The sequence below is a fragment of the Streptomyces sp. NPDC002886 genome (genome assembly GCF_042888445.1).
Lineage (GTDB): Bacteria > Actinomycetota > Actinomycetes > Streptomycetales > Streptomycetaceae > Streptomyces.
The window spans coordinates 107,519-121,414 of record NZ_JBIAPV010000013.1; the positions used below are offsets into that span (position 1 = coordinate 107,519).

The window sequence follows — 13,896 nt, forward strand, 5'->3', positions numbered from 1 at the left end:
ATCTCTGACACCCAGGAGCGCAGAAGCAGTGCCGTCATCGTCCTCTTCGGTCGTTCAAACCGTTCTCGAACAGTCCTCGCGTGTCCTGCAGACTTACGCCGTGGACCCCGGCCTTGTGGCCGAGCACGCCAATGGAGAACGCCGCATCACCCAGGGCGGATACGGCGATCGCCAGCTTTTCGAGCTCGTTCAGAATGCGGCGGATGAAATGGCCGGCGAGTCGAACGGGCGAGTCGGTGTCATCCTCACGGAAACCCACTTGTACTGCGCGAACGAGGGTAATCCAGTCTCCCCGGAAGGCGCCGAGACAATTCTCCGGATGAGCATGTCGAAGAAACGCGGCGGCCAGATCGGGCGTTTCGGAGTGGGCGTCAAATCGGTTCTCGTGGTGACCGACGCGCCGGAATTCTTCAGCAGCACCGGAAGTTTCGGATTCGACCGTGCCTGGTCGTACGAGCAGATCAAGGCCGTGCCCGGCGTGACCGCGCGCTACGGACCCGAGTTCGACGCGCCTGTGCTGCGGATGGCCCGACCGCTGGACGTGGAGGCCGAGCGCGCATCCGATCACGTCCTGAACGAACTGCTGAACTGGGCCACCACCGTCGTTCGTCTGCCTCTGCTCCCGAAGGCGGACGACCGCCTGGGCCGGGACATGCACGGCGGACGTGGCAAGGACCACGGCGAGCCCCGCGAGGAATTCCCGGTCGGCTTCCAGCTCTTCTCGCCGCACGTCGCACGAGTCGTGCTGGAGGACCGCCGGCCACGGCCCGTGGCCCGGCGGACACTGACCGCCCAGCGGACCGGCGACCTGCACACCTTGATCGAGGAGCGGACCGGGAAGTCCGTCGCCACGGACCGGTGGCGCGTGTTCACCACCACCCACGAACCCGGTCCCAGTGCCCGCGCGGACGCCGGCGAACTGCACGACCGGCTCTCGCTCAACATCGCCTGGGGCGTCCCCGCCCTGGAGAAGGACCCGGAGAGCGGACTGTACGTCAGCCCGCGATCGCGCGGCCGCGGCAAGTTCTGGTCCTTCTTCCCGACGAAGTACGAGATGTCGCTGAGCGGCATCCTCAACGGCGCCTGGAAGACGAACGAGGATCGCCAGAACCTCCTGGACTCCTCCCCCTTCAACCAGGAAATGATCCGGATGTCGGCAAAGCTGGTCGTCGACTCCCTCCCTGCCCTTGCACCCGAGGAGGATCCCGCCGCCTATCTCCCCCTGCTGCCCGGTCGGGTCAAGGAGGCGATCAGCTGGGCCGACGAGTTCCTGACCAAAGAAATCTGGGCCCACACCACGAAGCGCCCGTCGTTGCCCGACCAGGACGGTGTGCTGCGCATCCCGACGACGCTGAAGATCCACCCGCGCCTCGACAAGGACCTGAAGAAGCTGTCCAAGTGGCTGCGGATGTGGCACGAGTGCCCCGGACGCCCCTCGAACTGGCTTCACCCCAGTGTCGAGGCCGACGTCCTGCGCTCCGGCAAGGTCGAGCACATCATCGGTACCGCCGGGCATGAGCGGACCGGTGTCCGGGAATGGCTGGAGGCTCTGGTCGGGAGCGGCACCCCCGAGGCGTCGGCGGCGGCCGTTCGCATCCTCGCGGACATGATCGAGAACCACTCTTCCCATGCCGAAGAGGCCCGTAAGGCCCGCATCGTGCTGACAGAGGAGCACGGTCTCGTCGCGCCCGTGCACGGCAAGGTGTTCCGCCGTGCAACCCAGGGCGGCCTGCGCGAGACCCTGGTGTACGTGGTCGACAAGCTCGCCCAGGACCCGTCACTGGCTCACGCCCTCAACGTCCTGGGCATCCGGGAGGCCGATGTCGAGGGCCGGTTCGTCAGCGTGCTCGATCAGGGCTTCGACCACTACGGCGACTCGGACTGGGAACGGTTCTGGGAGCTGTTCCGTCAGGCGGGGGTGCGTCGGCTGGCCCACACGGTCCTGGAGAGGGTCCCCACTCCACGCTCGGCGCTCCGGGTACGCACCGCCGACGGTCGGTTCCGGCCGGTCGAGGACTGCATGCTGCCGGGTGTCGTGGTCGATGCGAAGCGCGACCCCGGCATCGCTGTCGACATGTCGTTCCACTCCGACGACACCCCCTTCTTCTCACAGGTCGGCCTGCGGGAACGACCGTCCGGTGGGGTCCGCCCCCAGGAAGACGAAGCGTGGTTCGTGGAGTACCGCGAAGCCCTCCACGCCGCCTACCTGCGCGGCTTGGACAGTCACGCCCCGCGCCCCGCGCTGAGCCGGATGAAAGTCGAGGGCGCCGCGATCGGCGGCCCGCTCCACCTCTTCCGCGCCCTGTCCGAGGAGTCCCGCGCCGCCTTCCTGAAGGTGCTGCCCGACGACGCCGTGGTGGACAACTGGACGCGCCAGATCGGCGCACAGACCAGCACGCGACAGGCCGTGGCCTCGCCGATCCGATGGATGCTGAGGAAGTTCGGCACGATCGCCACCTCCCAGGGGATCAAGCCGGTCAAGGAGGCGGTCGGCCCCCAGCTCGCCGGCTACCGGGATGTGCTGCCCGTCGCCGACATCTCCCCCGAGAAGGCCCGCAGGCTGCGGCTCCCGACCACCGTCGACGAGGTCCCCGCCGACCGCTGGGACGCGCTCCTCGAAGAGGTGGCCCGCAGCGCGGACGACTCCTTCGTCGGAGCCACCTACGTGATGCTGACCCGATTCGGCGCGGACTTCCCCGAGGACTCACTGACCAGGTGCCGGATCGGTGACGTCTGGGAAACCCGGCCCGACGACGAGATCACCGTCGCCGTCGGGACCGCTCAGTACCAAGCGCTGCGCGCCGAGCAACTCCCGGCGCTGCTCGTACCGACCACCGACGACGCCGAGCTGATGATCGAGAAGTGGGGCATGCTCCGCTACGCCGACGTGATCAGTCTGGAGACCCGTGAAGTACCGGTGGGTGACCCCGTGCCGCTGGTCGAGCTGTTCCCCGCCCTGAGGCAGCGTCTGAACAGCGGGAACCGGAACAGCATGGTGCAACGGTGCAGCGAACTGGAAGAAGTCACCCGTACGCCCAGGGGTACGCACACCTCCCCCCTGGACGCCGTGCGCCAGGACGGCACCGTCAAGCTCCGAGTCCCTCTGGCCCCGGAGCCGATGCTGCGCCTGATCGACCGCGAGCTCGGTTTGGGCCTCGGCGCCGCCGGCTGCCGCGCGGTGCTCGACCACCAGGACCGTATGGAACGGGACGGTGAGTTGAAGGCGGCGCAGAAGGCGGTGCGCGAGTCCACTGACGTGGTGACCAAGATCGAGCTGCTGGTCGGTGCCGACGCGCTCCGCGCCGGCCTCCCCGAAGGACTGATGGAGGCCGAACTTCATTCGACCGAGGGCGTCGAGCCGACCGGGCGTCGCATCGCACAGATGGCGTTCAACGCACACGGTGACGGTGTGCTCCAGCAGCATGCCAGGGACATCCAGGGACGCTTCCCCAACGCCCCGGTCGGGTACGGAGGTTCGTCTGCGGCCATCGCGTTCGTCTCGGAGCTGAAGCTGCCGGTCGCGTTCGCCGGTTCGAGGACTCCGTCCCCACCTCCGTTCGAGACTGTCGAGGGCCCTCGGGACTTCCCGAGTCTCCACGAATACCAGGAGGACCTGGTCCGGAACATCTCCACCATGCTCGACCGACTGGCACCCCAGCGCGGCATGCTGTCGCTGCCGACCGGCGCCGGCAAGACCCGGGTCACCGCCGAGGCCGTGATCCGCTGGGTGAAGCGAGTCGGCGACCTCAAGGGTCCACTGCTGTGGATCGCGCAGACCGAGGAATTGTGCGAGCAGGCCGTCCAGAGCTGGAGGTTTGTCTGGAGCAAGGTCGGCGCCGAACGTCCGCTCACCATCAGCCGGCTGTGGAGCACCAACGAGGTGGGTGACGTGGTCGACCACCCGCACTTGGTGGTCGCCACCGACGCCAAATTGGAACGGTGCCTGGGCACCGACCAGTACGCCTGGCTGCGCCAGGCCGCCCTGGTGGTCGTGGACGAGGCCCACACCGCCATCTCCAAGCGATACACCGAGATCCTGGGCCAACTGGGACTCACCCAGTACGAGACGAGCCGGCACCTGCTCGGCCTGACCGCCACCCCGTTCCGGAACACCAACGAAGAGGAGACCCGCCGCCTGGTCGGGCGCTTCGGCAATCGGCGGCTCGACGAAGGCGTCTTCCCGTCGGGCGACCCGTATCGCGCTCTCCAGGACTGGGGCATGCTCGCCCAGGTCGAGCACCGCACTCTTGAGGGCGGCCGTATCGAGCTCACACAGGACGAGAAGACACACGCCGACCGCATGGCCATGCTCTCCCGCTCCGCCGAGCAGCGACTGGCCGACGACCACACGCGCAGTCGGCGCATCGTCGACGAGGTGGCCGGTCTGCCGGACGATTGGCCGACGTTGCTCTTCGCCACCTCCGTCGACCACGCCAAGTACCTGGCGGCCATGCTCAACGACCGGGGCATTCCGTCCGCTGCCGTGGACTCGACGACCAGTGCGCAAGACCGTCGCACGCGCATCGAGAACTTCCGGAGCGGTCGTATCCGGGTCCTCACCAACTACGGCGTGCTCACCCAGGGGTTCGACGCACCTGCCACTCGTGCCGTGGTCGTGGCCCGGCCTGTCTACAGCACCAACGTGTACCAGCAGATGATCGGTCGCGGATTGCGCGGGCCGCGGAACGGCGGCAAGCCCAGCTGCCTGGTCCTCAACGTCAGCGACAACATCGCCAACTTCGACACCAGCCTCGCCTTCACCCAGTTCGAGCACCTCTGGAGCCGGAAGTGACCGACGTCTACCAGGACAGCCCTCCGCTCACCGCCGAGCAGCTGGCCGTGGTCGAGCAGCCCTGGGATGCCCGGGTACTGGTCACGGCCGGTGCCGGTGCCGGAAAGACCCACACTCTGGTTCGCCGGCTCGACGCCCTGTGCGGTGACGAGGACCCCGAGCAGGCGCTGGAAGCCGCCGAGATCCTGGTACTCACCTTCTCCCGAGCGGCGGCTCGGGAACTGCGGGAACGGATCTCTCGGCACGGGGAGCGAGCGCACCGGGTGCGCGCCCGCACCTTCGACGCATGGGCCTATGAGGTGCTCCTTCAGGCGCACCCGGACGGCGAGTGGGGTTCGGTCGGGTTCGACGCGCGGATCGCCGCCGCGGCCCGCGCGATCGAGAAGGGCGCGCTGGAGGTCGGCGACGCGGTACCACCGGCCCATGTCGTGATCGACGAAGTGCAGGACCTGCTGGGCGGGCGCCGTGAGCTGGTGGAGACGCTCCTCGACCGGTACCAGGACAGCTGCGGGTTCACGGTCGTCGGAGACGCCGCCCAGTCCGTGTACGGCTTCCAGATCGAAGACCCCGTCGAACGCGCCGACGAGACCGGTCGGTTCTTCGACTGGCTGCGCTGCTCCTTCCCCGACGACCTGGTGGAGCTGAGTCTCACAAGGAACTTCAGGGCCACCACGGCCGAGGCCGGGATCGCGTTGGCGCACGGCCCTCTTCTCCAACGGGTGGCCGCACCGGACGAGGCGGAGCGGCTCTACGGCGAATTGCGCGATCTCCTGATGGACCCGGCGAACGGCATGGGTGATCTCGATGACGAGTTCACCCTGGAAGGCCTGCGGGACCTCTCCGACACCTGCGCCGTCCTCACCCGCGACAACCGGCAGGCCCTCGTGGTCTCCGCACTGCTGCACGCACACGGCATCGACCACCGGATACGGCGCCCCCTGGAGGAGCGTCCCGTGCCTTACTGGATGGCCGAGCTACTGCGTCGCACGGAGGCCACCGGCCTCACCGAGGACCGCTTCCGTACGCTCCTCTCGGATATCCCTCTTCCCTACGAACCCGACGCCACCGCCCTGTGGACGGTGCTGCGCCGGGTCGCGCGCGGAGCGGGGCGCGGGGTGCTCGATCTGGACCGGCTGCGTCGTGCGGTCGCCGGTGGCAGGTTCCCGGACGAAGCGGCCGATCCGGAGACCGCACGCATCGTGGTCTCGACGGTGCACCGCGCGAAGGGCCTGGAGTTCGACCGGGTGATCGTCCTAACGCCACCGACTGCCGCCGAGCTCCACAAACAGCACCAGGACGAAGTGGACCTTCCCGCCGAGGCCCGCGCCTTGTACGTGGCCATGACGCGAGCCCGCCAGGATCTTTATCACGTGGCCCCTCCCGAACTGCCTCACTTCAAACGAGCGGGGAGCCGGAGCATCGGCCGCCTCTACCTCGGGTCGTGGCGGTCCTACGACAGGTACGGGATCGTCGCCGAGGCGGGCGATGTCTGCCGCGACGACCCGCCCGGCCACCGGACCGATGCCGTCGCCACCCAGGCGTACCTCCTGGAACGGGTGCGGCCCGGCCGGGAGGTGCTGCTGCGCAAGCGCCACGACCTGCCGATGGGCGAGGTCGAGAGCCCGCCGTACGTCCTGATGCACGACGGCATGGAGATCGGGGAGGCCTCGCAGGGGTTCCGTGAGGCTCTCTTCCAGGTACAGAAGGTCAACCGCACCTGGGAACCTTGGTGGCCCGACGAGATCCATGACCTGCGGATCGACACCCTGGAGACCGTGACGGGCAGCACCGCCGCCGGCACGAACGCCGGACTGGGTGAGCGCGGTGTGTGGATCGCCCCGCGGATCACCGGCATCGGTCGGTACCGGAGAGCCGACGACTACGAGGAGCAGCGCTCATGACGCAGGTGGCAGGTCCCCACTCCGAGCACTACCGGGTCCGGGACGAGGAGCTATTGGTGGGGCTTCGCCGTGAGCTCCTCGGCCCCGCCCCGGAGGCCGTGCCGGACGATCGGGACGAGGTCCTCACCCAGGACGCGCCGATCGACCGGTATCTGGCCGGCGTGCTCTATCCGCGGGCGGCGGACAAACCCGCGGAGGAACGGAAGGGCGAGGACGCCGCCGAGCAGGACGGTCTGGACGCCGCCCCGCTGCTCGGCCGAGAAGACGCCGAGGAGTCCGGAACCGCGCAGGAGATGGGCGCTTCAGGGGACAGGCGCCCTTCCTCGATGGGTCTCACCTTCGCGGTCCGCCCGACCATGAGCGGAATGATCGTGGTCTCTGCGTGCGCGGCCGTCTACGTGCCCACCGACGCCGACGGCAAGCCTGTCCCGGCTCGTCGCGCCGAGGCCCGTACCACCGCCGACCAGCGGGAGCAGTGGCGGCGCAGGGAACTCGTCTTCCCCGACCGGCCCATTGACGTGACCCGACCGAATCCGAAGCAGACGATCAAGCTCTCTCCCGAGGCATTGCTTCATGTCAACGTCCGACCCGTCGATCCGGTCCACAACACGGTCACGGTCACGGTCACGCTGATCAATCGGCAGACGATCGGCGAACGGGATCTTCAGGACGCCTTCTCCCTGTTCCAGTGTGGTCTGACGGTCCGGGCCGCCGACGGATCCAGCGCCTTCGTCGAACGTCCGGCCCCGGCCGCCGCCCACGACCCCGAGATCGCCACGAGTCGGTTGCTGCACCGCCACGCCCCGACGTTCGCGGTCGGTCACGGATGCGCCGCCGAATGGGACTGGACCCCTCAGCCGATCGGTATGACCGAGGCCCGAATCCCCGCCGTCCCCGAGGTGCGGAGCCAGTTCGTACCCAGCATGGAGGTGCTGCTCACCGACTCCAACCCGGAGATCGACAGTTCGGCGCTGTCCATGATCGGGCTGGCCGAGCAGTCGGATGCCTCGGTCCTGGCCGCTCTGGAAGGTCTCGCCACGGGTTACGCGCGCTGGATCGACGGCAAGTCGGCCGAGGCGGACGCTCTGACGGGCGGCCCGCACGAGAAGCCCGCGCGGGAGCAGGTGAAAGCCTGCGGCGAGGCGCTCCAGCGAATCCGTGAGGGAATCGAGCTACTGCGGACCAAACCCGATCTCATGCACGCGTTCCGGCTCGCGAACCGCGCCATGGCAGACCAGCGTGCCCGCAGCAAGTGGGTGAAGGACGGCCGGGTAGGGACCCCCGATCCGGCCGCCGGCCACTGGCGCCCCTTTCAGATCGCGTTCGTGCTGCTCTGCCTGGCCGGCATCGACGACCGCGAGCACCACGACCGGCAGATCTCCGACCTGCTGTGGTTCCCCACCGGTGGTGGCAAGACGGAGGCCTACCTGGGGCTGATCGCCTTCACGGCATTCCTGCGTCGGATCCGCAAAGGAGCGGACGGTGGTGGTGTCACCGTCCTCATGCGCTACACGCTGCGGTTGCTCACCCTCCAGCAGTTCGAGCGCGCCGCGATTCTGCTCTGCGCCATGGAGCGCATGCGGCGCCGGACGCCCGAGTTGGGCCACGAGGAGTTCTCCGTCGGCATGTGGGTGGGGCGTTCGGCCACCCCCAACACACTGGTCGTGGCAGGTCAGAAGCTCGATGAGCTGCAAAGGAATCTCGACAAGCGACTCGCCACCGAGAATCCCGTTCAGCTGCATGCCTGCCCCTGGTGCGGGACCCGGCTCGACGCACGGAACTACGAAGCCGATGTGGACGCCAAGCGGATGCATGTCCGATGCCCGGGTGCGGACTGCGACTTCACCGACGGCCTGCCCGTCCATCTGATCGATGAGGCGGTGTACGCCGCACGGCCGACCCTGGTGATCGCCACCGTCGACAAGTTCGCGTCGATGCCGTGGCGCCCGGAGACCTCTGCGCTCTTCAACCGCGACGACGACCCGGAGGGCGGCACTCCGCCCCCGGAGCTGATCGTCCAGGACGAACTCCACTTGATCTCCGGACCGCTGGGCACGCTCACGGGTCTCTACGAGACGGCCGTGGACGCACTCGCCGGCCTGCCCAAGGTGATCGCCTCCACGGCGACCATCCGTCGTGCCGCCGATCAGGGCCTCCACCTCTTCGCTCGCGAAGTGCGGCAGTTCCCGCCCGCCGGGCTGGACGCCCGCGACTCGTGGTTCGCCGTGGAGACCCCACGCGAGGAGAAGGCGACCCGCCGCTACGTCGGTCTCCTGGCCCCGGGAACCAGTCAGTCCACCCTCCTGATCCGTACCTACGCGACCCTGCTGCACCGGGCCAAGCAGGCGGAGACGGAGGACAAGGTGCGCGACGCGTACTGGAGTCTCGTCGGCTACTTCAACAGCCTCCGACTGTTGTCCGCTGCCGAGCTCCAGGTCCATGACGACGTGGTGGCCTATCTGGAGATGCTCGCCGAGCGGGAGCGGGTGGAAGTCCGCTCGGTCGCCAACTACTCCGAGCTGACGAGTCGTATCGACGCCAGCGAGATTCCCAGCCGTCTCAAGGGCATCGAGAGGCGGTATCCCGGCGATGACACCGTGGACGTCCTCCTCGCCACCAACATGATCGCGGTCGGCGTGGACGTGGACCGCCTCGGTCTCATGGCCGTGATGGGCCAGCCGCAGACGACCGCCGAGTACATCCAGGCCACCAGCAGGGTCGGCCGCGCGCACCCCGGTCTGGTCGCGGTCATGTTCAACTCGACCCGCTCCCGGGACCGCTCCCACTACGAGAGCTTCCAGCATTTCCACTCGGCCCTGTACCGCGAGGTCGAGTCCACTTCCGTCACCCCGTTCTCCGCTCGGGCCCGCGACCGGGGCCTGCACGCCGTGATCGTCGCCCTCGCCCGCATCCTGATCCCGGCCGCTCGACCCAATGAGGGCGCCGGCCAGGTCGAGTCGTACGAACATGTGCTCCGGGGACGCATCAAGTCGATTCTCCTGGAACGCGTGGCGGCGGTTGCCGAGGAGGAAACCGGCACCGTGTCACAGGCCTTCGACGAGTTCGTCGACTGGTGGTGCACCGAGGCCGACATCCACAACGGCCTGCTGTTCGAGCCTCGGAGGGGCAGGCACAGCCCTTCGCTCCTGAAGGCGTACGACGACGAATCACAGGACGCCGAAGCATGGCCCACGCTGTGGAGCCTGCGCGACGTGGACGCCGAGACCGCCCTGTTCTTGGAGGGAACCCGATGACCCCGCCCCCCGCCCGCCGTCAACGGACCGGCGCGTACGGCGCCGCACCCGCCCACAACAACTTTCCGCGACGTGGTGCGGTCCGCCGAGCCCAGGTGATCACCACGTACGGCGTCGGGTCGCTCATCGCAGTCAACCAAGAGTCCTTCATCGTCTCGGGACTCGACGAGGCCGAGCGGAGCTGGAGCCGTGACGAGTCCCCGAGGATCCACGAGCGGCGCCTGGCCCGAGTGCTCGGAGTCGACTTCTTCCGGCTGCCGCCCGCTTCCGACGACACCAGCAAGGACGGTCTCCGGGTCCGACGATTCCCCTTGATGCACTCCTGCCCCGAGTGCAACGACCTTCAGCGGCACCGCGACTTCAACCCCCCTGCCGGGCGAAGCGTCTGCGGCACGTGCGAGGCCGACCTGGTGCCCTCCCGTTTCGTCGTCGCCTGCGAGGCCGGCCACCTCGGCGAGTTTCCGTACCGGCAGTGGTTGCACCGCTCCACGGACCGCGGTGCCGCAAGGACGGCAGAGTGCGGGGGGAAGCTCAAGATGCGCACGTCAGGGCGCACATCCTCGCTCCGCTCCATTCTCGTCTCCTGTACCTGTGGGCAGGTTCCCGAGGTATCGATGGAAGGGTCCTTCCGCAGGAACGCGCTCAAGGACCTGGGCCTGCGGTGTCAGGGAACCCGCCCGTGGCTCGGTGCGTCCGCCCCGGCTACGGGGTGCGGACTTGCTCTGCGCACGCTTCAGCGAGGTTCGTCGGCGTTGTGGCAGCCGGTGTTGAAGTCGGCTCTCTCCATCCCGCCGTGGAGCGACGGCCGGTCGGATCCGCTCGCCGAACATTGGGCGGCGCTCCGCGAGTACGACACACGCGAGCAGGTCGAGATCTACCTCAAGGGTGCTTTCAGGGGGCAGTGTCCGGTGCCGCTCGACGAGGTGATGGCGCTCCTTGACGCGGAGCGCGAGGAGGACCCCGACAGCGAGTCGCCCCCCACCCTCGACCACCGCTACCTCGCACTGCGCAACAAGGAGTACGACCGTCTTCGCGCGGGCAACGAGGAGGGCGACCACTCCCACAACGAGCAGTTCGTCTGTGAGGCCCCGCTGGGCGACCAGAGCGTGCTCGGCCCCCTCGGCGTCACCGGCCCGATGCTGGTCAAGAAGCTTCGCGAGGTGCGCGCCCTGAAGTCGTTCACCCGGCTCGTCGACGCCGAGTCGACGACCGACTCCACGGAGATGCCGCTCTCGGAACGTCCCTTGCCCTGGCTCCCGGCCATGGAGGTACGGGGCGAAGGAGTCTTCCTCCGGTTGGACGAGGATCGGCTCGGCGCCTGGGAGAAGAGCACGGCGGTCGCAGCCCGGGTCGAGCGGATGCGTGCCGCCCACCAGCGGGTGCTCGTACAGCGGGCCGATGACCCGAGCAGGGTCGTACCCTCCCCGGCAACCCCTCGCATGGTCCTCCTGCACACGCTGGCCCACGTCCTCATCAACGAGTGGAGCCTGGAGGCGGGCTACCCGGCCGCGGCCCTGCGCGAGCGCCTGTACGCCGCCGACGACATGGCCGGGGTGCTCGTCTACACGGCGACGAGCGACTCGGCGGGCAGTCTTGGCGGTCTGGTCGCCCAAGGTGAACCGGGAACTCTCGGCCGTACGGTGCGTTCGGCCGTCCACCGTGCCGAATGGTGTTCGTCGGACCCGCTCTGCATGGAGACCGAGGCATCCGGTGCCGGCGGAATCAACCTGGCGGCCTGCCACGCCTGCGTGATGCTGCCGGAGACGAGTTGCGAGCACAACAACGTCCTGCTCGACCGCGCCCTCCTCGTCGGTACTCCCGATGACCCTCGACTCGGCTACTTCGCGGGCATCCTGGGGCAATGACGTCCACCCATCCGCGATCGCCTCGACGGTGAGGGCGATCCGACGCATGCCGCTCTCCCGGTTTCGGAGCCGGAGAAACTGCCGCGACGGCTCCGGAACTCGGGAGGGCGCAGGCCCGTCGGATCGCTCTGCGAGAACGTGCACGCCACCTGAGACCCACCGCACACGGGCCGCCCGTGCCCGGCGGCGTCGCAAGATCCGGGAAAAAGCAAAACCCCCAGGTCACGGCGAGTGAGTCCTGGGGGTTCTACAGAGCCGCCTTCGGGATTCGAACCCGAGACCTACGCATTACGAGTGCGTTGCTCTGGCCAGCTGAGCTAAGGCGGCACCGCTGGGAAGACAAGAATTTCCCTGGTGGGAGGCTCTCATCAGCAGCGGCGCCAAGTCTACAGGGTTAAACGGGGTGCCCCGAACAGGGGTCTTCGGCGGCCCTGGCTGCGGGGGTCAGCACTTCTTCCCGTCCTCGGGAGCGGTGCCCTCAAGGAGGTAGCTGTTGATCGCGGAGTCGATGCAGGCGCTGCCCCGGCCGTACGCCGTGTGGCCGTCGCCGTCGTAGGTCAGCAGGACGCCCGAGTCGAGTTGGCTCGCCAGCGCCTCGGCCCACTTGTACGGGGTCGCCGGGTCGCGGGTGGTGCCGACCACCATGATCGGCGGAGCGCCCTTCGCGTGCAGTGCCTCGGCCTTGCCGGTGGCCTTCGTCGGCCAGTACGTGCAGTTCAGCGAGGCCCAGGCCAGGCCCGCGCCGAAGACCGGGGAGGCCTTCTCGAAGGAGGGCAGCGCCTTACCGACCGCCGCGGGGTCGGCGAAGGCCGGGGGCTGGTCGAGGCAGTTGACGGCGGCGTTCGCCGACATGAGGTTGGCGTACTTCCCGTCCGCCCCGCGCTCGTAGTAGCTGTCGGCGAGGGCGAGCAGCCCGTCGCCGTCGCCGTCCTTGATCGCGGACGCGAGCGCCTCGCGCAGCTGCGGCCAGGCGTTCTCGTCGTAGAGGGCGGCGATCACCCCGGTCGTCGCCAGCGACTCGCCGAGCGTGGCGCGCGACCGGTCCGTCGTGGTGATCGGCTGGGCGTCGACCTTGCGGAAGAACTCCTTCAGGCGTTCCCCGATCTGCTCCGGGCTGCCCTGGCCGAGCGGGCAGTCGGTCTGCTTCGCGCAGTCCGCCGAGAAGGCCCGGAAGGCGGTCTCGAAGCCTTCCGTCTGGTCCCGGTTCAGTTCCACCGCGGGCCGGGAGGGGTCCATCGCCCCGTCCAGGACCAGCCGTCCGGCCCGGCCCGGGAAGAGGTCGGCGTACATCGCCCCGAGGAAGGTGCCGTACGAGGCTCCGACGTAGTTCAGCTTCTCGTCGCCCAGCGCCGCACGCAGGACGTCCATGTCGCGGGCGGCGTCGACCGTGGACACGTGCGGCAGGACCCGCTGCGAGTGCGTCTGGCAGGCGGCCGCGAACTCCTTGAAGGCGGCCACCAGCAGGTCCCGCTCCGCCGGCGTGTCGGGCGTCTGGTCCACCTGCGTGTACTTGTCCATGGCCGGACCGTCCAGGCATTCCACGGGGCTGCTGCGGTCCACGCCGCGCGGGTCGAAGGAGACCATGTCGTACGCGGCACGGACCGGGGCCGGGTACCCGATGCCCGCGTACGCCTGGAGGTAGCCGATGCCGGAGCCGCCCGGGCCGCCCGGGTTCACCACCAGGGAGCCGAGCCGCTTGGAGGGGTCGGTGGCCTTGCGGCGGGACACCGCGATGTCGATGTCCCCGCCCCCCGGGTTCTCGTAGTCCAGCGGGACCTTCATGGTGGTGCAGTCGAAGCCGGGCACGCCGCACTCGCGCCAGCTCAGCTTCTGGTCGTAGTACGGGCGCAGCGCCGCCGAGACGGCGGTCGGCGCGGCCGACGCCGCCGGGGAGGCCCCGCCGGACGAAGCGGCGGCGCGGGGTGTCCCCGAACCGCCCGAGGTACACCCGGAGAGCAGTAGCCCCGCAGCGGCCATCACGGTCCCGGTGGTGCGCAGCAGGCGACTGGTGTCCATTCCCGGAGCCTACGGCCTGCGCGCACGCCCGGGGCGGTGGTACCCGCGCCGCGCGGCGGACGGCCGCC

5 protein-coding genes and 1 tRNA gene are annotated in these 13,896 nt (G+C 68.9%); 4 read left to right on the forward strand and 2 right to left on the reverse strand.

Annotated elements, in window-relative coordinates; all coding sequences use genetic code 11:
- Positions 1–28 precede the first annotated feature (28 nt).
- From ACFYYB_RS37105 to drmB, 4 genes are read left to right on the forward strand one after another with little or no spacing between them, the layout of a single operon-like run.
- Complete coding sequence (locus tag ACFYYB_RS37105; RefSeq protein ID WP_389442044.1) at positions 29–4,792, forward strand: DEAD/DEAH box helicase; 4,764 nt, start codon at positions 29–31, stop codon at positions 4,790–4,792.
- Positions 4,789–6,693, forward strand: a complete 1,905-nt coding sequence (locus ACFYYB_RS37110; RefSeq protein ID WP_389442046.1) for a UvrD-helicase domain-containing protein — start codon at positions 4,789–4,791, stop codon at positions 6,691–6,693. The genes ACFYYB_RS37105 and ACFYYB_RS37110 overlap by 4 nt, the downstream gene beginning before the upstream one ends.
- Entirely contained in the window at positions 6,690–9,947 is a 3,258-nt protein-coding gene (locus ACFYYB_RS37115) for a helicase-related protein (protein WP_389442048.1), read from the forward strand. Before ACFYYB_RS37110 ends, ACFYYB_RS37115 begins: the two co-directional genes overlap by 4 nt.
- Positions 9,944–11,812: a DrmB family protein gene (gene drmB, locus ACFYYB_RS37120; protein ID WP_389442051.1), complete on the forward strand. Its 1,869-nt coding sequence runs from the start codon at positions 9,944–9,946 to the stop codon at positions 11,810–11,812. Before ACFYYB_RS37115 ends, drmB begins: the two co-directional genes overlap by 4 nt.
- A 253-nt stretch (positions 11,813–12,065) precedes the next feature.
- Here the strand turns inward: drmB and ACFYYB_RS37125 are convergent.
- Together ACFYYB_RS37125 and ACFYYB_RS37130 are read right to left on the reverse strand one after the other, a co-directional pair.
- A tRNA-Thr gene (locus ACFYYB_RS37125) sits at positions 12,066–12,139 on the reverse strand.
- Positions 12,140–12,256: 117 nt separating this feature from the next.
- Positions 12,257–13,828: an alpha/beta hydrolase gene (locus tag ACFYYB_RS37130; RefSeq protein ID WP_389442054.1), complete on the reverse strand. Its 1,572-nt coding sequence runs from the start codon at positions 13,826–13,828 to the stop codon at positions 12,257–12,259.
- Positions 13,829–13,896: the final 68 nt, after the last annotated feature.